At 43.3% G+C, this 20,956-nt stretch carries 17 protein-coding genes; 13 read left to right on the top strand and 4 right to left on the bottom strand.

All coding sequences use genetic code 11. The annotated features are described in order from the left end of the window. The first annotated feature begins 458 nt into the window (after positions 1 to 458). The 3 genes from ABR189_RS26035 to ABR189_RS26045 all read left to right on the top strand — a co-directional run bounded on the left by ABR189_RS26035 (position 459) and on the right by ABR189_RS26045 (position 6,215). A complete protein-coding gene (locus ABR189_RS26035) occupies positions 459 to 3,770 on the top strand; it encodes a SusC/RagA family TonB-linked outer membrane protein (protein ID WP_354663423.1) in 3,312 nt (1,103 codons plus the stop codon). Between the two features lie 25 nt (positions 3,771 to 3,795). Continuing rightward, the gene (locus ABR189_RS26040; protein ID WP_354663424.1) at positions 3,796 to 5,361 is read left to right on the top strand and encodes a SusD/RagB family nutrient-binding outer membrane lipoprotein; all 1,566 of its coding nucleotides are present in this window, start codon (positions 3,796 to 3,798) and stop codon (positions 5,359 to 5,361) included. 131 nt (positions 5,362 to 5,492) lie between these two features. Then, positions 5,493 to 6,215, top strand: coding sequence for a hypothetical protein (locus ABR189_RS26045; protein ID WP_354663425.1), 723 nt, complete (start codon positions 5,493 to 5,495; stop codon positions 6,213 to 6,215). Between the two features lie 469 nt (positions 6,216 to 6,684). Here ABR189_RS26045 and mutS read toward each other — a convergent pair whose 3' ends face one another. Then, positions 6,685 to 9,294, bottom strand: coding sequence for a DNA mismatch repair protein MutS (gene mutS, locus ABR189_RS26050; RefSeq protein WP_354663426.1), 2,610 nt, complete (start codon positions 9,292 to 9,294; stop codon positions 6,685 to 6,687). Between the two features lie 134 nt (positions 9,295 to 9,428). On the opposite strand from mutS, the gene ABR189_RS26055 reads away from it, so the two are divergent. From ABR189_RS26055 to ABR189_RS26095, 9 genes are all read left to right on the top strand, one after another. Further along, the gene (locus ABR189_RS26055) at positions 9,429 to 9,959 is read left to right on the top strand and encodes an RNA methyltransferase (RefSeq protein WP_354663427.1); all 531 of its coding nucleotides are present in this window, start codon (positions 9,429 to 9,431) and stop codon (positions 9,957 to 9,959) included. Positions 9,960 to 10,022: 63 nt separating this feature from the next. Further along, the gene (locus ABR189_RS26060) at positions 10,023 to 10,889 is read left to right on the top strand and encodes a UbiA-like polyprenyltransferase (protein WP_354663428.1); all 867 of its coding nucleotides are present in this window, start codon (positions 10,023 to 10,025) and stop codon (positions 10,887 to 10,889) included. An 80-nt stretch (positions 10,890 to 10,969) separates the two neighbouring features. Further along, positions 10,970 to 11,383 (top strand): Holliday junction resolvase RuvX, encoded by a 414-nt coding sequence (ruvX, locus tag ABR189_RS26065; protein WP_354663429.1) that lies wholly within the window; start codon positions 10,970 to 10,972, stop codon positions 11,381 to 11,383. Positions 11,384 to 11,483: 100 nt separating this feature from the next. Next, on the top strand, positions 11,484 to 12,062 hold the full coding sequence (def, locus tag ABR189_RS26070; RefSeq protein ID WP_354663430.1) for a peptide deformylase: 579 nt from the start codon (positions 11,484 to 11,486) through the stop codon (positions 12,060 to 12,062). Between the two features lie 75 nt (positions 12,063 to 12,137). After that, positions 12,138 to 12,689, top strand: a complete 552-nt coding sequence (locus ABR189_RS26075) for an RNA polymerase sigma factor (protein WP_354663431.1) — start codon at positions 12,138 to 12,140, stop codon at positions 12,687 to 12,689. Positions 12,690 to 12,693: 4 nt separating this feature from the next. Continuing rightward, positions 12,694 to 13,560, top strand: a complete 867-nt coding sequence (locus tag ABR189_RS26080; protein ID WP_354663432.1) for an anti-sigma factor — start codon at positions 12,694 to 12,696, stop codon at positions 13,558 to 13,560. Between the two features lie 218 nt (positions 13,561 to 13,778). After that, a complete protein-coding gene (locus ABR189_RS26085; protein WP_354663433.1) occupies positions 13,779 to 14,330 on the top strand; it encodes an RNA polymerase sigma factor in 552 nt (183 codons plus the stop codon). 3 nt (positions 14,331 to 14,333) lie between these two features. Continuing rightward, entirely contained in the window at positions 14,334 to 14,567 is a 234-nt protein-coding gene (locus tag ABR189_RS26090) for a hypothetical protein (protein ID WP_354663434.1), read from the top strand. An 82-nt stretch (positions 14,568 to 14,649) separates the two neighbouring features. Beyond that, on the top strand, positions 14,650 to 15,594 hold the full coding sequence (locus tag ABR189_RS26095) for a hypothetical protein (protein WP_354663435.1): 945 nt from the start codon (positions 14,650 to 14,652) through the stop codon (positions 15,592 to 15,594). Positions 15,595 to 15,604: 10 nt separating this feature from the next. Here ABR189_RS26095 and ABR189_RS26100 read toward each other — a convergent pair whose 3' ends face one another. Beyond that, positions 15,605 to 17,302: a T9SS type B sorting domain-containing protein gene (locus ABR189_RS26100; protein WP_354663436.1), complete on the bottom strand. Its 1,698-nt coding sequence runs from the start codon at positions 17,300 to 17,302 to the stop codon at positions 15,605 to 15,607. A gap of 241 nt (positions 17,303 to 17,543) precedes the next feature. Beyond that, positions 17,544 to 18,608: an RluA family pseudouridine synthase gene (locus ABR189_RS26105; RefSeq protein WP_354663437.1), complete on the bottom strand. Its 1,065-nt coding sequence runs from the start codon at positions 18,606 to 18,608 to the stop codon at positions 17,544 to 17,546. A gap of 638 nt (positions 18,609 to 19,246) precedes the next feature. Here ABR189_RS26105 and lipB point away from each other — a divergent pair. Then, entirely contained in the window at positions 19,247 to 19,987 is a 741-nt protein-coding gene (gene lipB, locus ABR189_RS26110) for a lipoyl(octanoyl) transferase LipB (protein WP_354663438.1), read from the top strand. Between the two features lie 240 nt (positions 19,988 to 20,227). On the opposite strand, the gene ABR189_RS26115 is transcribed toward lipB, so the two are convergent. After that, positions 20,228 to 20,929 carry a hypothetical protein gene (locus ABR189_RS26115; RefSeq protein ID WP_354663439.1) on the bottom strand — a complete coding sequence of 234 codons (702 nt, stop codon included), beginning with the start codon at positions 20,927 to 20,929 and terminating at the stop codon, positions 20,228 to 20,230. Positions 20,930 to 20,956: the final 27 nt, after the last annotated feature.

A 20,956-nucleotide genomic window follows, 5' to 3' on the forward strand; every position in this document is an offset into this window, starting at 1 on the left:
AAAGAGGAACAGTCAATTACTTCTTATTTATGCTTATGAACGTTGTACAGGAAAGTCTGTAATGGCCGTTATGATAAGCCAGCAGCGCAGTAAAGTACCGGTAGTTTTACATATCACAATTACTTATTAAAAACACAGTGAACAAATGAAAGATCGCTATCATCTGAAGTTGCGCATCTTTTAATACCAGTTAGCTAAGTTAAGTGGCTAACTGCCCGACCTTTTTATGGTACAGTGAACAATGAAATTAATCGCCGTAAAACGGTACCGGGAGTGGTATGTCCACTGTATTATTGCTGAAGATGCGCGGATGTATAAGGTCTGCAAGTAAAGAAACATTCAACCAAAAATCGATGTTGCGGGTAAATGAACACCAGCTGCTGCAGCTGTTGGTATTCATGATGATGTTGCCTGCCAATTATTCAACCTACAAGTATTCATCTCAAAAACAGTGAACAATGAAAAGAACGCTACAAGTATGCGCGGTTCTTTTTCTCCTGTGCTGTCAAACCATTTTGGCACAGGAGAAAAGGACTGTTACGGGAACCGTGCAGGATGAAATGGGAACTCCATTATTGGGAGTGAGTGTACAGGAAAAAGGCACCACCAATGGTGTATTGTCTGCTACAGACGGTTCTTATAAGTTACGGGTATCTCCGAATGCCACTTTGATTTTTTCGTTTATTGGATATGTAAAACAGGAAATCGCCATAGGCAGCAGGAACACGGTGGCTATCCAACTGGCAGCAGACACCAAAGGATTGAGTGAAGTAGTAGTAACGGCATTGGGTATTAAGAAAGACAGACGCAAACTGGGATATGCAATATCTACCGTGTCGGGAGAAGATATCATCAAAGCATCTCCTACCAACTTTGCTTCTGCTTTATATGGAAGAGCGGCAGGCGTAAGAATCCAGTCGGCTCCGGGTGGTGGAACCAGTGCAGTCACTATCAAAATCAGGGGACTCAATTCCATCAATGGCGATAACCAGCCGCTTATTGTTGTGGATGGGGTGCCAATACGTAATGATATTGTTAATAATGATGGTTATTGGGCAGATACCAGGATACGTGGTAATAGCCTGCTGGATATTAATCCGGATAATATTGCAGACATTAATATCCTGAAGGGAGCTGCTGCCACTGCATTGTATGGGTCAAGCGGAAGCAATGGCGTAGTAATGATCACTACTAAATCAGGTACTATGCGTGGTGGTTTAGGGATTGATTTTAATTATTCCTATGGTGTGGAAAAAGTTGGGGTAACACCTGATATGCAATCTACCTATGGCCCTGGTTACGACAGGGCAACGAACAAATCCAGTTTCGGATCAGACGATGATGGTTGGATCAATATGGGAACTATCGATGGTAAAAATGCAGTAAGACCCATATTTCGTGCCTATGGACAGTTTGGGCCGAAGTTCGATGGACGGGAAATATACTATTGGGATGGTAGTTTCAGAAAATATATAGGGCATACAGATAACTGGAAAAAGTTTTATCAGGATGGTTATAGTTCTATTGCTAATGTGGCAGTTTCCAATGCTACGGACAAGCTGAACTACCGTTTTTCTTATACCAGAAATGATTATAAAGGGGTACAGATAGGAGGAAAGCAGAGCAAAAACACTTTTAACTTCAATAGTACCTATAAAGTAAATTCCAAGGTAAGCACAGACATTGTTGTTTCATACATCAATGAATCAGTGCATAACCGCCCGGAACAGATTAACCGTATTACTGCAAACTATGGTGGTTTTTTTAGCCCTGCTGATTATATGGATGTGTACTTCAACAAGTATAAAACCACCAAAGGGTATAAGTGGGTAAAGTATGATGATACTGCTAAAGATCCGGAAGAAGCCCTGAAATATAATATCCGGGCTTATGACTTTATGGACTTTTTGTGGAAGCAACTGGAAAACAGTTATGATGAGAAATCAAACCGTATGTTAGCCAGTGTTACCCTGAATTATGAAATAGTTAAAGGCCTGAAATTCCGGGGTAGAATAGGGGATGATTTTACCGGATACACCTCTCAGAATAAGAGCAGGGCGGAATACCCATTGTCTTTTGGAGAATCCGGCTCATTTGGTACTAACAGCAATCAGTATAACATTGTGTATGGCGACCTCTTACTTTCCTATAATAAAGAAATCAGCACCAACTTCGGGTTTAATGCAAGTGTTGGATACCAGGCCCGCCGCGAAGAAAACAGGTTTGTTGGAATAAGTACCGCCGGCGGACTAACACAGGAAAACTGGTTCAGCCTGAATGCGTCTAAAAATACGATTGATGCCTCCGGTACTAAAAGACAATCTTTCCAGCAGGATGGGCTATTTGGTATACTGGGAGTTGACTTCAGGAACTTCCTGTTTCTGGAAGGAACCGGACGTTACGAAAGATCATCCACACTGGCTCCAGGCAATAACAGCTACTTTTATCCCAGTGTAAGTGCTTCTCTCGAGTTGACCAAGGCCTTACAATTGCCACGCTTTGTTGACTATAGTAAACTACGGCTCTCTTATGGCGGAGTAGCTTCCTCACCGGGCATCTATGCAGCCAATATTGTATATACCGGTTATACGCTGAACGGGGTACCTGCTTTATTGCCGCAGAGCTCTTATGGTAACAACGACCTTAAACCCGAACGTAAACATGAAGTGGAAGTAGGATGGGAAACCAGGATGTTTAATAATCGTTTTGGCTTTGATGTGTCTTACTATAATAATACGATTAAGGGGCAGATTATTAACCTTACTGTACCATCCAGTACAGGCGCTAATTCTATCTGGAAGAATGTGGGCGATCTGAATAATTATGGTATAGAGCTGGCCATTAATGGTACACCTGTCAGCGGACGGAATTTTGACTGGAACCTTCGTGGAACGCTGGGGTATAATAAGAATAAATTAAAGAGCCTGACACCGGGACTGGACAGACTTGTACTGTCTAATGTAGATAACGGATCACTGTTGGTAACTGCTGAAGTAGGTAGCGTTGCAGGTGATATTATGGGGTATAAACGTTTAAAAAATGCGCAGGGACAATATGTAGTGGATGCAGATGGCTACTATGTTATTGACTTTGACCACCAGGTGAAGATGGGAAACATTCAACCGGATTTAACCGGAGGGCTGAGCAATAGTTTACGGTATAAGAATTTCAATCTGGACTTCCTGCTGGATTTCCGTTGGGGAGGTCAGATTATATCTACTTCCAATTTTTACGGCATAGGAGCAGGAATGTTTAACAGTACTTTGTGGGGACGTGATGCTGCACATGGTGGGTTACCATATTATGTAGATGCAGATGGCAAAAATGTGCTGATCACTGCGCAGCAACCTGCCCCATCCGGCGCAAAAGTATATAATGATGGGGTGATCATCGATGGTGTTACGGCAGATGGGAAAAAGAATGAAACGGTGCTGGAAGCCGCTAACTATTACCTCGGCACCTACAGCTGGGGGGCATGGCCCGGATCAGGTTCTACCAATGCATATGAAGGCGCTATATTCGACAATAACTATATTAAATTCCGTGAGCTGTCATTAAATTATACGTTACCGGTAAAACTTTCTACCAAAATAAAAATGCAGCATCTGACTGTTGGGGTTTTTGGAAGAAACCTGTTTTACCTGTATAAATCTGTACCCAACCTTGATCCGGAAGTGGGAGTAGGATCCAGCTTTGTAAGCCAGGCGGTAGAAGCTGGTACTACAGCGGCATCCCGTACAATGGGAGTGAACCTCAGGTTGAGTTTTTAATTGATCAGCTTTAAAATTGAGAAAAATGAAAAAGTATATTGTAATACTAGTAACAGCGATTATAGCGGGTGGTGGTTTTTCGGCCTGTAAAAAATCCCAGTTTGATGAGCGGTATTATGATCCTGAAAAAACAACCAATGCCACTATAGACGGGTTATATAGCGGGTTGTTTAAAAACAGGCGTATCATACCGAATTATTGGAACCTGTATACATTTATAGCACCGCAAATAGGCCGGTATACACAAACGGTTGGTTTTGCAGGTACTAACCGGATGTATGAACAGGCGGTCAACTATACGCAGGACCGGTGGAATGATTTTTACACATCACCAGGTTCTAACTTTGCAGGTCCCATTGCATCTTTCAGAGAAATAGAGAAGAAATACAATGCACTGACCACAGATGCTGATAAGCAGGGTTACCTATTGTTTTTAGAAACAGCCCGCATTTTTGTATTGGACCAGGCCACACAAATGGTAGATTTCTGGGGAGATATTCCCTTTTCTTCTGCAGGATTATTGAATGCTACAGGTTCACTGACATTGGCTAAGTACGATAAAGGCCAGGATGTATATGACACTGCTTTGTCGAGTCTGAAACGGATCAGCGACTACCTGGCTACGGCCCAGCCGGAACAGTTTTATCTGAACAAGCTGGCTAAACAGGATTTTGTGCTGGGAGGTAATCTGATGAAATGGCGTAAGTATTGTAACTCCTTGCTATTACGTTTGGCAATGCGTATTTCCAATAAAGATGAAAATAAAGCAAAAAGTATTGTACAAACCATTTTGAGTAACCCTACGCAGTATCCCCTGATAGATAATGTGGGAGAGAATGTGCAGATTGTGGCCAAAGGGCCGGATTTGTTATCTACGGATATGCGGGAAGGGATAGGCAATAATCCTGCTCCGGGTTATATGCTGGATTCTTTGATGAAGCCATCGGGAGATCCCAGATTACGGGTGTTTTTTGCTAAGAATAAAACCGGCGAATACTTTGGAGTGCCGTTGTCATGGGACGGAGGTCGCCAGACGGATTCCATTGCTTCCGGTTTTGTTTCCCGCATTGACTCTGTGACGTTTGTCCGGAATGAGTATTTTCCTGGCATCATCTTAACTGCTGCTGAAGTAAGTTTTTGTAAAGCAGAGGCTTATGAAAGATGGGGCGGAGGGGCTGCAAAGGATGCCTATGAAGCAGGAATCCGGCAGTCTGTTGCCTATTATTTTTATATCAATGGGCTAAGCAAATTTGGCTCCCCTGCGGCGGCGGCTACTGATCTGGAAATCGATCATATGCTGGCCAGCACAAAGGTGCTTTATACAGGCAGTAAGGAAGAGAAACTGAATAAGATCGGCTTGCAAAAATGGGTGGATTTTGGAGTGATGATGTGCCCTCAGTCATGGGCTGAAATGAGAAGGAGTGGTTATCCCAAATTATTTTTTCCGAAGGATGTCGGCACCACCACCATGCCTACTCCTCCGCTCAGGTTACTATATCCTGATAAGGAACGTACGCTGAATGCGGAAAACTTCGCTGCGGTAGCGGCGCAGGATGGTGCATACAACAAAATCTTCTGGCAGGTGCAATAATAATCCGGCGGAGGGCTAAATAGTGAAAGGGGATGTCTTTTACCGGAAAGACACCCCCTTTTTATGATTTTTACGGATTGGCTAAAAAACAGTATTTTTAGGATATGTAGTTGCGATTAAATTAATACCCAATGAAAAAGCTAGCCCTCTTCCTGTTATTCATTCCAGTATTCTCATCCCTGCATGCACAGGATACCACCAATGCAAATTTTATGCGCATAGCTGATATCCTTACTAATTTTGAACGTTCCGCCACCTTTTTCTCTGCGATCACTTTTCAGCCAAGGGAAAATACCAAAGGTACCCCTTATCTTTTTGAGCAATGGACTGCTATGACGCTGGACTCCATGGGCAATAAGAAAGTAGCACGCTCTGTGGTATATCAGGCCAATTTTGACCAACAGAAACAACAGGTCATCATAAAAGCCGGAGAGGAAAAAGCTTATGCTCCTGATCTCAAAGATGTGCAGGCTTTCCATTTTAAAAATGGAGATACCACTTATCGATATGTAAACCTGCTGGCAGATGGAAAAGGGAGATATATGCAAATGCTGGTAACCGGTGATTATAGTTTACTGAAAGATGTAAATGTGGAGCTGCGCCGGGCAGATTATGTGAATAATGGTATTATTGAAAGAGGAAATAATTTTGACCAGTACATCAAGAAAAATACCTACTACCTGCATGGTCAAAACCTCAATAAAAAAGTAGCATTAAAAGAAAAAGACTTTTTGAAAGCATTACCTGCCGGTCAGGCAAAAGAGGCTGCTGCCTGGTTAAAAAATAATAATGGGGCATTTGATGAGATGGCAGCTGTTCACTTGATTTCTTTTTTGAATGAAAAGAAAAATTGATACAACCCCTGTAAATATAACAGCTACTTAACTTCGCCGGTTTTTTATTAGCCCGTTATTTAATGGGAGAAAATTTTTTTTCTCACCTTCTAATAATATTTTCTTAAGTTTGAAACCATAATTTTTATCGTGATAAACTTGTAGTGTGAAGAGAATGTGTGAAGTGGGAATGCAGGTTTTTTTTAGAATAATTAGCTAAAACGTTTTAGTACTACTATTTAGCACGTGTCAATTGTTTCCCGTTCACTTGTTATAAACTAAATTTAAAGGGAGTAGGGTGTAGATAATTGTTACCCGGCCACATCACCATATTACTGTTGTGGTAAAAGCATTAGCAGGAAACCACTGTCGGAAATTGTTAACGAAGAAACAATGCTTATGAGAAAAAAACTCCGGTATATACCGGAGTTTTTTATATGGTGTATTTTCAGCTTGCAGAGAAAGAAAATGCTGTTATCACACTGCCTGACTACTTTAAGATGCTTTTTATTTCACTAAGCTTGAGCAATGCCTCTACAGGCGTGAGCCTGTTGATATCAACGCTTTCCAGCATGTCCCGCATTTCTTTAAAGGTATCGCTGTGGGCATCGAAAATATTCAGTTGCAGTTTGGTGGTGGGGACAGTCAGGTTTTTAACGTTTTTCTGTAGCGGTGCTTCAATATGCTTTTCCTCCAGCTGTGCCAGCACTTCATTGGCACGTTGCAGCAGCTGGGGAGGCATGCCTGCCATCTTAGCCACATGAATACCAAAGCTATGGCGGCTACCACCGGGCGCCAGCTTCCGTAAAAAGATCACTTTATTACCGGATTCTTTGTTCGTGATATGGAAATTCTTTACCCTGTCCAGTTTGTTTTCTAACTCATTCAGTTCATGATAGTGGGTGGCAAAAAGCGTTTTGGGCTTATGTGGCGTCATGTCATGAAGATATTCTACAATGCTCCACGCAATGGAAATACCATCATAAGTGCTGGTTCCCCTGCCAATTTCATCCAGTATGACCAGACTGCGGGGGGTAATACTGTTGATAATACTGGCCGTTTCATTCATCTCTACCATGAACGTAGATTCGCCTCCGCTCAGGTTATCTGAAGCACCTACCCTGGTAAATATCTTGTCGGTAAGCCCTATCTCTGCTGAAGAGGCCGGTACAAAACTCCCCATGTGGGCCATGAGGGTAATCAGAGCTGTTTGCCGGAGCAAAGCAGATTTACCGCTCATATTCGGACCGGTAAGTATAATGATCTGTTGCTGTGTTTTATCCAGCAGCATATCATTGGCCACATATGCTTCCCCGGCAGGAAGGCCTCTTTCTATTACTGGATGCCGGCCATCTTTAATCTCCAGCTGGTAACTATCTGTAATATTGGGGCGGCGGTATTTATACTGTACAGCATTATAAGCAAAGCACAGCAGGCAGTCTACCCGGCCCAGCAACTGTGCATTTAACTGGGCAGGCTGAATATATTGCTGCAGCGCCTGTAATAATTCATCAAACAGGCGTATTTCCAGGCTTTGGATTTTTTCTTCTGCACCGGTGATTTTTTCCTCATATTCTTTCAGCTCCGGTGTGATGTACCGCTCGGCATTAGCCAGCGTTTGTTTCCGTATCCAGGCTGCAGGTACCTTACTTTTATGCGTATTGGTTACTTCCAGATAGTAACCGAACACATTGTTGAACGCAATTTTCAAAGATGGAATGCCGGTGGCTTCTGATTCTTTTTGCTGTATCTGCAACAGGTATTCTTTACCTGAATTGGCGATACGGCGAAGATCATCCAGCTCAGCATTGATACCTTCCTGTATAATTCCCCCTTTATTAACAAGCGCCGGTGGGTTTTCTACAATCTCCTGCAGAATCCTGTCCATAATTGTGGCACAGGGATCCAGTTTTCCGTTGAGTTGAGACAGGTACTCATTACTGGTGTTATTAAGCAATTGCTGAATAGCCTGTACCTGCTGGAGAGACCGTGCAAATTGCAATACTTCCCTGGGGTTTATTTTACGCAAGGGGATTTTTGATACCAGCCGCTCCAGATCTCCTGCTTGTTTAAGATGGCTTCGGAGGGCATGTGCCAGATCTGTTTCCCGGATAAAAAATGCTACGGTGTCCAGTCTTTCATTAATCAGGTGGATATCGCGTAATGGAAATACCAGCCAGCGTTTTAACAGACGGGCACCCATAGGGCAAACCGTGTTATCCAGTACTTTAAGGAGAGTATGCCCGTTTTCTACGCTACTGTTGAGTATTTCCAGATTGCGTACGGTAAAGCGGTCCATCCAGAGAAAATCGTCCTGGTCAATACGCTGCATAGCTGCAATATGCTGCAGATGGGGATGCTCCGTGTCTTTCAGATAATGAAGCGTTGCCCCCGCAGCAATAATCGCAGCTGTTAATCCTTCTACACCAAACCCTTTGAGGGAATGTGTGGCAAAATGTTTCAGGAGGATTTCTTCCGCGTAGGTATTGGTGAATATCCACTCTTCCATCGTGTAGGTATAGAAGCGGGTACCAAAAGTAGCACGGAAGTTCTTTTGCTGTTGTTTGGCAAATACTACTTCAGCAGGTTTGAAGCTTTGCAGTAGTTTGTCTATATATTCTATATTACCCTGGGCTACATAAAATTCGCCGGTAGAGATATCCAGGAAAGACACCCCCGTAACATCTCCCCCAAAGTGTACTGCTGCGAGGAAGTTATTGCTGGCATTTTCCAGCAATTTATCATTGATGGCTACACCCGGCGTAACCATTTCTGTTACCCCGCGCTTTACAATCCCTTTTGCTTCTTTAGGGTCTTCCAACTGATCACATACGGCTACCCGGTGCCCTGCTTTTACCAGTTTGTGGAGGTAAGTATCCAGGGCATGATGTGGGAAGCCTGCCAGATCTACATAAGAAGCAGACCCGTTTGCTCTTTTCGTAAGTACAATACCCAGTACCTGGGCAGCAATAATCGCATCTTCATTAAATGTTTCATAAAAATCACCCACACGGAATAGCAGAATGGCATCAGGATACTTTTCCTTTATTGCCTTATGTTGCTGCATGAGTGGGGTTTCTTCGGATTTGTTTTTTGCCATGGCGCAAATATAATGACTAATGGCTAATGGAGAAATGTAGAATAATAGAAGGGGAGGGGGACAATAAACGGGATGATCCGGCTGGTAGTATTTACAGATCACCACATTAGTACATTTCTTTATCTTTGCACCTGATGAGAAAATTAAGCATGGAGGAACTGGGCCGCAAAACGGTGTCTGAGTTCAAAAAGGCGGAAAAGACCCCGGTGGTATTGGTACTGGATAATATCAGGAGCATGCACAATGTAGGTTCTGTATTCAGGACAGCTGATGCCTTTTTATTGCAGGGCATTATATTGTGTGGCTATACACCGGTACCTCCGCACCGGGATATCAATAAAACGGCGCTGGGTGCAACAGAAACGGTGGAGTGGCAGTATTTTCCCACTACGATGGAAGCTGTTACCGACCTGCAACAGGCGGGTTACCAGGTGATGGCTATAGAGCAGGCTACTAACAGCACCATGCTGGATGTATTTGAACCGGGAAATGCACAGCCACTGGCGCTGGTGTTTGGAAATGAAGTGACCGGAGTGGATGCGGAAGTGATGAAAGTGGTGGATGGCTGCATTGAAATACCGCAGCTGGGTATGAAACACTCCCTTAATATCTCCGTAAGTACGGGTATTGTGGTATGGGATATCTTTAAGAAGCTTGGAAAATAAAGGCGCCCGTTTTTTAGCCGGATAATAACAAAAGGTGAAAAGCGGCCGCTTAAAAAATAAATTATGATTCGTACGGTTAATAAGTACCTCTCGCTGGTCAAATTCAGCCATACCATTTTTGCCATGCCATTTGCGCTGATCGGTTTTTTTATGGCTACTACCAAAACAGACCATGTTTTCAGCTGGCAGCTTTTTTTGCTCGTGATACTCTGTATGGTGTTTGCCCGTAGTGCGGCGATGGCTTTTAACCGGTGGCTGGACGTAGACATTGATAAATTGAATCCACGTACCGCAAAACGCGAAATACCGGCAGGCGTCATTTCAGCCAATAATGCGCTGTTTTTTGTTATTGCCAATGCGGTACTCTTTATGGCTACCACCTGGTTTATCAACCTGGTGTGTTTTTTCCTGTCACCAGTAGCTTTGCTGGTGGTGTTGGGGTATAGCTATACCAAAAAGTTCACGGCTTTTTGCCACCTGGTGTTAGGAGTGGGTTTATCGCTGGCTCCGATAGGGGCTTATTTGGCGGTAACCGGCTACTTCGCAGTGCTGCCGGTATTAGTTTCGCTATTGGTATTGTGCTGGGTATCCGGGTTTGATATCATTTATTCCCTGCAGGATGAAGATTTTGACCGCTCCCAGCAATTGAACTCGATTCCTGCCTGGTTGGGAAAAGCGGGGGCTTTAAGGTTTTCAGAGCTGCTCCACTTATTAGCCGCAGTACTGGTCATTAGTGTAGGAGTGTTAGGACAATTTCATTGGTTATTCTGGATAGGGGCAGTGGTGTTTATTGTGATGCTCATTTCCCAGCACCTGCTGGTAAAACCCCATGATCTCAGCAAGGTGAACATTGCTTTCATGACCACCAATGGTATAGCCAGTGTGGTATTCGCTATCTTCTGTATTGCCGATATGCTGTTCCTTTCATAGCAAAGCTATTTGAATAAAGCTTATTGGTAAAGGAGCACAAAAAGTAAATAACTTCTAAAAATTAATAAACAGGACACTGCATGGCACGTATTATGGCAATCGATTATGGGAAAAAGAGAACGGGACTGGCGGTAACAGATCCTTTTAAAATGATTGCCAGCGGGCTTACTACAGTAGCTACACACGACCTGATACCATACCTTAAAAAATACATGCAGCAGGAAACAGTAGAGGCAATCGTGATAGGAGAGCCAAAGAACCTGGATGGTACTACAACAGATGCCACCGCATTGGTGACAGAATGTATCCGCATCTTAAGAAAGCATTTCCCTGCTATGGAAATCATAAAAATGGACGAACGTTTTACCTCAAAGATGGCTTTTCAGAGCATGCTGGATAGTGGGCTGAAGAAAAAAGAACGGCGGAACAAAGCCCTGGTAGACGAGATCAGTGCTACCATTATTCTGCAGGAGTATCTGCAGTTTCATACTTAACAGGTTTTGTTGCGCTATTCGTTACACTGATAGCTTTTAGCTGATAAAACTGTATCTTTGCAAAATTTGCTATTTTACAAATCTGAAATAACTTTTAGGAATGATATTGCCGATAGTAGCCTACGGACATCCGGTTTTAAGGAAAGTATGTGATGATATAACACCAGATTACCCTAACTTAAAGGAGCTGATCGCTAATATGTGGGAAACTATGTATGGTTCCAATGGGGTAGGGTTGGCTGCTCCGCAGGTAAACAGGCCCATCCGGTTGTTTGTGGTAGATAGCCTGCAGATTATTGAAGGACTGGAAGAGGATGAAAAGAAGGACTACCCGGACGATAAAGGCGTAAAAGCGGTATTTATCAATGCGCATATCGTAGCTACTGATGGCGATGAATGGGATTATAATGAGGGATGCCTGAGTATTCCCAAGGTAAGAGAAGACGTAAGCCGTCCGGAAAGTCTGACTATCCGCTATGTAGATGAGCATTTCCAACCTCAGGAGCGCACTTTTAATGGTATCACAGCCCGTGTGATTTTTCATGAATATGATCATATTGACGGCAAACTGTTTATTGATCATTTGAAGCCACTTAAGCGAAGAATGTTGAAAGGAAAATTGGAGAATATCACCAAAGGCAAAATCAGCGTGGATTACAAGATGGTATTCCCTAAATAAAATAGGGTAAAATTTTGTAATGTTAAAAGAATCCTCTATTTTGGTATCCGAAAACACCTAATATTCATATCCATTTTGGGATCTGCACCTACATATACTGAAGTTGAATTGGTTCATGGCCTGAAAGCCAGGGACGAAAAAATATTCGGCTATTTATATGATCATTACTCCCCTGCATTGTATGGCGTGGCCTTAAAAGTGGTCAATGATGAAAGTGTTGCCAGCGACGTTTTACAAGAGGTATTTGTAAAAATCTGGCGGAATATAGACCGGTATGATGCCACCAAAGGCCGCCTGTTTACCTGGATGTTGAATATAGCGCGTAATACAGCTATTGATACCCTCCGTTCCAAAGCGCATAAGCTGGAACAAAAAGTGCAGGACATTAGCAACGGCAATTATCTGCTGGAACAACAAATGGCCGTACACCAGTCTGTTGATCACCTGGGACTCTCCAAAGTGGTAGAAAAATTAAATAAAGAACAACGTATAATTATAGATCTGGCTTATTATAAAGGATGTACCCAGGAAGAAATTGCCAAGGTACTGGATATTCCTTTAGGCACTGTAAAGACGAGAATGCGTAATGCGATTATTCAATTACGAAATATATTAAAACAGGCGTAAATCAGTGGATGTACAACGTTACATATCATCCGGAATCATTGAAAGCTACATAGCTGGTCTGCTTTCTGTACGGGAAGTACAGGAAGTGGAAGAAGTGATAGCACAAAATCCGGAAATAAAAGCTGCAGCAACATCCTGCCAGCATGATATGGAGCAGTACGTGAAAATGCATGCAATAGTGCCCCCTGTGGGTATTAAGTCGAGAATAATGGACATGCTTGCTAAAGAGAATACTCCTGAAGGTGAAATGCAATTACCACAGGAATTGAGAACGCCCGTCCACACTTTTGCCCAAACTTTTGCAGAACAACCTGTCGAATATCCAACCCCCGGCCGTTCCTGGCAATATGCTGCTGCCGCTGCTATTGTCTTGTTGCTGGGAAGTGCAGTATTTAATTATATCTACTTTAATAAATATACTGATTTTAAAACCCGCTATGAAAAGGTGCTTACTGAACAGCAAGCACTGATGGCGGGCAATCAGCAGTATCAGACCAGCCTGACTGCAGCACAGAAAGAGCTCGACCTGATGAAAGATCCTGGCTTTAAGTGGATCAAAATGCTGGGTGTTGGAAAACATACCGGCAAAGTAGTCACCGTATGCTGGAATCCTGAATCACAGGACGTATACCTGCTGGCACAGGTATTGCCCGAACCTGCTCCTGATATGCAATACCAGTTATGGGCCATCGTAAATGGAAAACCTGTGGATGCCGGCGTATTTGATATGGGAGAAGGTATGGATAAAGCAATGCAGAAAATGAAAGCGATTGCTAATGCCCAGGTATTTGCAGTAACACTTGAAAAGAAAGGTGGGAGTGTAAAACCTTCCATGGACCAGATGTTTGTAGCCGGTAAAGTAGCCGGATAACCCTATTGCTCCTGATAACACAGTACCTGCCGATTTTTATACCCCATGATTCAATATCATTTTTAATGATTATCTTTCCGTCACTTGCCCGCATGTAACCATTTTAGCAACAGTACTTTTTGTATTGACACACAAACCGGTAGCTGATAAAGGCGCTTTTGTTGTGTTAATTCACTCGCTTGGTTTCCCATTCATAAACATTTAATATCCAATCTGTTTTGGAATCTCCCCTAACATATACGGAAGCTGAATTGGTACGTGGCTTAAAGGCCAGGGATGAAAAGGTTTTCAGTTATTTATATGATCATTATTCTCCTGCCTTGTATGGGGTAGCGTTTAAAGTATTGAATGATGAAACATCGGCTTGTGATGTTTTACAGGAAGTTTTTATGAAGATATGGCGAAGCATTGACCGGTATGATATAGAGAAAGGCCGCTTGTTTACCTGGATGCTGAATATCGCCAGGAATACAGCTATTGATATGCTGCGTTCCAAGGCGCACAAGCTGGATCAGAAAATCCAAGACATTGATAATGACGTACATCTATATACTAGTCATTTAACCGTATACCAATCTATAGATCATCTTGGGTTAGCGAAGGTCCTCGACAAGCTAAGTAAGGAACAGCGGATTATTATTGATTTAGCATATTACAAGGGATGTACCCAGGAAGAAATTTCTAAGGTGCTGGAGATTCCTTTGGGTACTGTGAAAACGAGGATGCGCAACGCAATTATGCAATTAAGGAATATTTTAAAACAGCATTAACTGGTGAACGCACAACGTTTCATATCATCCGGATTAATCGAAATGTACATAGCTGGGATAGCTCCTGAACAAGATGCTCAGAAGTTGGAAGCAGCCATGGTACAGTTTCCGGAGGTGGCTGAAGCGGTAGATGCTTCCCGCCAGGGTATGGAATATTACATCAACGTTCAGGCGCAGCATCCCCCTGTTGCCATAAAGAATAACCTGTTATTATTGTTCCGTGCAGAAAAAGAATAGCCGCAGTCCCGTATCTACGGGCCACATGTATATAGCCGGGAAGGTATCATGCACTTTTACAGAAAATTCATAATTTGCAGATATGCGAAGAATCTGCAATTGTATAGCTGTATGCGTAACAGTTTGTTTGTTACCATTTAATAACATTTATGCTCAGGATACGGCTAGGTATAAGGGGATGACAGTGAACCTGGATGAGGTGGTGGTGCAGGCAAAGCGTATTGGCTTTGATGTGAATAGCTTTATCAGAAGGGTAGAAGAGGATACTACTTTTTATCGCGCTTTTAAAAATCTTCATATTATCGGGTTTTCTGCTGAAAATGATATCCGTGTTTTTAATAAAAAAGGGGAGGTGCAGGCATCGCTGAAAAGCCATACCAAACAGGTCATGACGGGCAAGTGCCGAACTATGGAAGTGCTGGATGAAACTGTAACCGGTGACTTTTATACCTCCAGGGGTAAGTATAATTATTATACGGCCGAATTATATGGGAACCTGTTTATTACAAAAGGTACTGTATGCACGGATGAAGATGGGGAACCCGTGGAAAAATCCAGTGGCAGCCTGGCCAAACATAAGGCACAGTTAAAACAATTGATTTTTAACCCGGGAAAGCCTATACGGGGAGTGCCTATTATAGGTGCTAAAGTGGCTATCTTTGATCCGGAAGTAATGCGGTTTTATGATTTTTCCATCTCGGCAGAAGATTACCTGGGCACTACTCCCTGCTATGTGTTTACTGCGAAGGCCAAGAAAGACCTGAACCGGATAGACCGGGCAGATGTGGTGATAGATGAATTGATTACCTATTTTAACAAAGATAATTTTGAAATTCTGGGCCGCAAATATTCACTTTCCTACAAAACGCTGCTGTTTGATTTTAATGTGAAGATGAATGTGCAGATGACCAAACAATATGGTTTGTTAATCCCGGCACTGGTTACTTACAATGGCACCTGGAATGTACCGTTTAAGAAGCGGGAAACGGCTGCTTTCGTAGCCAGGTTCCATGATTTTTCAAGATAATTGCTACAGGCTAGTATACCACTGTAACCATGCCTGTTTTATGAACCGCTTCTCCTGTTTTAGCTATTTTGTAATCCATCACCCAAATATAAGTGGCGGCATCTACCGGAGTGCCCTGTCGCTTTCCCGTCCACCCTATCTGAGGATCGGTAGTAAAAAATAAACGCTCTCCCCAGCGGTTATAAATACTGAGTTGGTATTCTCCAAGTATACACCGGTAAAGGGGTTTGAAATAATCATTTTTTCCATCACCGTTAGGACTAAACGCAGTAGGCATAAACAGCTGGCATTCACAATCTTCAAATGTAACAGTTACCTGGTCATCCGCCCATCCGCATGTGTTGTGTGCTACTACTGCATAAATGCCCGAAGTGGTTACCTGATATACCGGCACCCGGCTACTGTCCTGCCACTTATAATCAGCACCCGCACCGGCGGGATGTAAGACTACTGTTTCTCCCCTGCATGGAAGCAGGTCGGGCCCCAGATTAATCCGTAAAGTATCATCATAGTTAACGTGAATGGTGTCCGACGATTCACATCGGCCTATTTTGGCCTGCACATAATAATACCCGGGCTTTTTTACATAGAAGGTAGCCTGCTCCGAACCATCCTGCCAAAGATAGGTACCTGTACCATAATCAGCGGTCAGTACCAGGTTTTCGCCCTTACATACAGTAGTATCTCCCCCCAGATCAATGTTGCGGAGCGCATTGTAATTTACCTCCATAGTATCCACCACTTCACACAGATCATTGACCAGCACATAGGCCCAGATGGTAGCCGGCCGGCTTACCGATATAAAAGATGCATTGCTGCCATTGCTCCACCGATAACGGGTAGCACCCGTTACAGGGGCATTGATGATGACAGATTCTCCCGGGCATAGCAGGGTATCGGGGCCAAGGGAAAATGGCGGTGTATATTCCGGGCCGGTGAAATTAAAGGTGACGCTGGCTATTATATCCGCACATCCCAAGGGGCTTACGGTTACTTCGTAATAACCGGCTGTAGTGACATCAATAGTAGGCGTAGTAGCGCCTGTATTCCACTGATAACTGCAATTTTGCGCAGATGCGTCCAGCATTACTTTTTCGCCGGTACACAAGGTATGGTCATCTCCCAGATCAATGGTGGGAATAGGCGTATAAAAGATATTAGTAGAGTCTGGAGAAAGACACCCATTGATCATGACTTTATAGGTACCTTCTTCTGCTACCAGGAAGCTGGAGGCCGTAGAACTATCCTGCCATAAATAGGTAGCGCCAGGTATCACAGGGGCCTGCAACAGCAAAGTATTCCCTTCGCACAGGGTTTGGTCTTTTGGACCTATATAAAACCTTTCCGGTGTTACGATGGTAATGGTTTGTGTGGTAATTTCTTCCACCCCGTTTCTAAAAGCGCTCAGGGTAACGGTATAGCTGCCTGTGGCCTGATAAAAATGATAGGGGCGTTTACTGTTGGCTGTATTCTTTACGCCTGATACAGGATCGCCAAACTGCCACTTTGCCGAATCAATGGCGGTAGTATCGGCAATGATAAAAACCGTACTATCATTCAGGCAGGTAGTAGAATAACTGAAGTTGGTGAGCCGCCGGGCAGTTTCCGGCATACCGGCAGCAGATGAAGCGGTGATCATCATATATGCAGTAAATACTGCCAGGAATAAGTATAGGCTCGACACCCGGGATTGTAACAGGCTTCTCATGAAAGAACATGGTAATGGCTGCTAAATTAGTAGAAATAATAGATATATAGGATATTTTTAATAGAATTAATCTGAATAAGGGGGAGATCAGGGGGATAAAATAAAAACAGGCAGTTTTGAGGCTGCCTGCTTTCGCTAAAAATTAACTTCCTTCAATCTTGTTAAAGGTAACCCGGTAAAAACATGCAAATGTGAATTGGATGTTAACAGGCCAAAATATTTTCCGGTTGCAGATTAGCTGTTACATTTCCAGCGGCCGGGCAGTTACATAACGTTTCCATTTTTCCAGTACTGTGGTAAAATCATCGGGTAGCGGACTCTCGAAATGTACCGGTTTCCGGGTACGCGGGTGGATAAATCCTAATGTGCGGGCATGAAGGGCATGCCTGGGCATTATCTCAAAGCAGTTTTCCACGAACTGTTTGTATTTGGCAAAGATGGTGCCTTTTACGATGCGGTTACCTCCATAGGTATCATCATTGAACAGGGAATGGCCAATATGCTGCATATGTACCCTGATCTGATGGGTACGGCCTGTTTCCAGCCGGCATTCTATCAGCGACACATAATTAAACCGCTCTAATACTTTATAGTGGGTAATGGCTTCTTTGCCATATTCTCCATCCGGATAGGCATCCATGATTTTGCGAAAGCGTTGATGACGGCCTACGTGCGCTACAATAGTACCTTCATCTTCATCAAAATCGCCCCATACCAAGGCCAGGTAACGGCGTTGTACAGTATGATCAAAGAATTGTTTGGCCAGGTCGGTCATCGCTTTCTCCGACTTGGCAATGACCAATAGTCCGGTCGTGTTTTTATCAATCCGGTGCACCAGTCCAAAGCGGGGATTTACCGGCTCGGTGGGCTTGGTTTTATCCCCCAGATAGTAAGACAGGCCATTTACCAGCGTGCCGGTATAATTACCACAGCCAGGATGTACCACCATACCGGCGGGTTTGTCAATGATCATGATATCCTCGTCCTCAAAAACAATGTTTAAAGGAATATTTTCCGGGATGATTTCCGTGTGCTCCGGGCTTTTATGGGAATAAACGATGATCCGGTCGGCTGGTTTTATTCTGTAATTAGACTTTACAGGTTTATCATTGACCAGCACCAGGCCGGCTTCACAAGCCTGCTGTATTTTATTCCGGGTGGCGCCTTCTATACGGTTCATCATGAATTTGTCGATGCGCAGGGGCTCCTGTCCCTTGTCTACCGTCATATTCACCCGCTCATACATTTCTTCACTCCCCTCACCGCTTTCCAGCTCGTCTTCCAGTTCCAGCAATTCGTCGGCCATTTACGTACAATTTTTTGCAAAGGTAGAATTTCCCGGCCAGATGTGGAACAGGGCAGGCAACGGGCAGGCTGCCTCCAGGAATAACCGGAAAAAAGATAGGAAGAAGCCTTCTTTGAGCTAATCATCTGCTACGGATAAGCCATAGATATCCCAGGGATATCCTACCCCTCTTTAGGGTAGGATATGGGTAGCTTATAGGTAGGTAAAGGGTAGGATATAGGTAGGATATCTATGACGAAATATAGGGTGGTGGCTGATTTATGGCTGATTTTGGTAGGGATTTACCTGTCTTGTATAAAAATTATATTTCCAATTGATTGATTATGAATAAGTAAGGTGTGTTAGAGAAAATGGCTAATATTGATGTACTTAATCGAACCTGAATGGAATAGAAAGATTGTTGTCATTGATGCTTATATCGACCGGCTAGAGGATTTAATTGTACCCATAGGAAAATAGAAATTAGAGGAATAGAAAGTCTGTTTGCGGGGTTTCGGAGATGCCCGACTGCTTGTTTTAATTGTACCGTAAAGGAATAGAAAGCAAAAAGGTGGGAAAAAGAACAATGAGAGTGGGCATTTTGAAATTGAATATCTTTGCAGGCGCAGGTGGAATAGTGGTCACCTGAAAGCAGAAAATTGAAAGAAAGCTATCAAATGGGAAAGCAGCAAATAAGGGTAAGGGATTTAGGGATAATAGATTACCAGCAGGCGTGGGATTATCAGGAACAGCTGCTGAAGGAAAATGTGACTATTAAATCAAGCCGTGCCAGAAATACGGCCGCTGATATAGAGGTAGTGGAAACACCTACCACCAACTATCTGCTTTTCTGCGAGCATCCACCGGTATATACTATCGGAAAAAGCGGGCATATGGAGAACTTGCTGGTAAGTGCCGGCCAACTGGCAGAGGAAGGAATTTCACTGGTACCTACCAACCGGGGAGGGGATATTACCTTTCATGGTCCAGGTCAAATAGTAGGTTATCCCATTCTGGACCTGGAAAACTTTTTTACGGATATTGGAAAATACCTGCGCTACCTTGAAGAGGTGATTATCAATACTTTGGGTGATTATGGTATCCCTGCTGGCCGTTCCAAGGGGGAAACCGGGGTTTGGCTGGATCCGGAAGATAAATCTAAAGCACGTAAGATCTGTGCAATGGGTGTTCGTTGCAGCCGTTGGGTCACCATGCACGGATTTGCCTTGAATGTAAATACCAACCTGAACTACTTTAATAACATTGTACCCTGCGGCATTGTGGATAAACAGGTGGCTTCCATGCAGCAGGAGTTGGGTCGTGAACTGCCTGTGGAAGAAGTAAAAGAAAGGTTACGCCAGCATTTTGCAAAAGTATTTGATGCGGAGCTGGTTTTTTAAGCTATTAGCTGTTGGCTATTAGCTATTAGCTCTATTATTGCATTTTTCTCCACTTTAGTTGCTTTTTGCTCAATGCCTCTGGCATAGCTCCTTCATTCGCTATATTTTAGCTAAAGACTAATAGCCAACAGCTAAAAGCTCTTCTTCATCCGCTGCATTAAGCTAATGGCTAAAAGCTAACAGCTAATAGCTATTTCCCGCTGCATTTAAGCTAACAGCTAATAGCTAACAGCTCTTTATTTAGCTTCTATAATTCAGCGGAATAAAGATGCTCCATTTTTCTTTCAGCTTACCATCTTCAAATAATTCAAAGTTAAACCAGCCGGAGCGGAGGAAAATGGCTTTTTCCAGTATAAGGAAAGGTTGTTTTACGTGATCTATTTCAAAGAGAAAAACGCCGTTAGGTTCATAGAATTTGATGGAATACTTTTTTTGCAGCGCATCAGGCAATTGGATGTTGATATTACCATCTGCGGTGGTATATACATAGTTGGAGGGATGCCAGGGTTTTTCCACTGTTTTACCGTTGGGAACAGCATCCTTTACATCTCCCAGTTCAATCTTTTTGGAGGCGCTGATCGTGCTGTCAGGTACAGAAAGCACGGTTTTGCTATAGAAGTATTTACCGTTGGTAAATAGAATAAACAGGCGGTAGTAGTTGTTGCCGGGGAGTGGTTTATTATCCAGGTATGCATTCCTGGATTCATTCGGTTCAGCTGCGTAGCCAATGGTATTAAAGTTAAGCACACTGTCGAGGGAGCGCTGTATCCCGATTTGTTGCACCCCGCGGAAGCCGGAAATCCAGTCCAGTTGTATTTTTCCTGTTTTGATAGAGGCGGAGAAATCAGGTAAAACCGGAGGCGTATATTCCTGTGATTTGCCCGAAACTGCTGAGAATAAAACGATGAATAAAACAATCAATACGCGCGCTATCTGCTTCATATGCTAAGAAATCCGAATACTATTAAA

The organism is Chitinophaga sp. H8, from assembly GCF_040567655.1.
Taxonomy (GTDB): Bacteria; Bacteroidota; Bacteroidia; order Chitinophagales; family Chitinophagaceae; genus Chitinophaga; species Chitinophaga defluvii.

Excerpts from the sequence above, each read along its gene's own strand:
- ABR189_RS26055 (WP_354663427.1), top strand. The coding sequence starts at position 9,429 with ATGAGAAAATTAAGCATGGAGGAACTGGGCCGCAAAACGGTGTCTGAG.
- mutS (WP_354663426.1), bottom strand. The coding sequence starts at position 9,294 with ATGGCAAAAAACAAATCCGAAGAAACCCCACTCATGCAGCAACATAAG.
- ABR189_RS26045 (WP_354663425.1), top strand. The coding sequence starts at position 5,493 with ATGAAAAAGCTAGCCCTCTTCCTGTTATTCATTCCAGTATTCTCATCC.
- def (WP_354663430.1), top strand. The coding sequence starts at position 11,484 with ATGATATTGCCGATAGTAGCCTACGGACATCCGGTTTTAAGGAAAGTA.
- ABR189_RS26115 (WP_354663439.1), bottom strand. The coding sequence starts at position 20,929 with ATGAAGCAGATAGCGCGCGTATTGATTGTTTTATTCATCGTTTTATTC.
- ABR189_RS26095 (WP_354663435.1), top strand. The coding sequence starts at position 14,650 with ATGCGAAGAATCTGCAATTGTATAGCTGTATGCGTAACAGTTTGTTTG.
- ABR189_RS26035 (WP_354663423.1), top strand. The coding sequence starts at position 459 with ATGAAAAGAACGCTACAAGTATGCGCGGTTCTTTTTCTCCTGTGCTGT.
- ABR189_RS26040 (WP_354663424.1), top strand. The coding sequence starts at position 3,796 with ATGAAAAAGTATATTGTAATACTAGTAACAGCGATTATAGCGGGTGGT.
- ruvX (WP_354663429.1), top strand. The coding sequence starts at position 10,970 with ATGGCACGTATTATGGCAATCGATTATGGGAAAAAGAGAACGGGACTG.
- ABR189_RS26105 (WP_354663437.1), bottom strand. The coding sequence starts at position 18,608 with ATGGCCGACGAATTGCTGGAACTGGAAGACGAGCTGGAAAGCGGTGAG.
- ABR189_RS26060 (WP_354663428.1), top strand. The coding sequence starts at position 10,023 with ATGATTCGTACGGTTAATAAGTACCTCTCGCTGGTCAAATTCAGCCAT.
- ABR189_RS26100 (WP_354663436.1), bottom strand. The coding sequence starts at position 17,302 with ATGAGAAGCCTGTTACAATCCCGGGTGTCGAGCCTATACTTATTCCTG.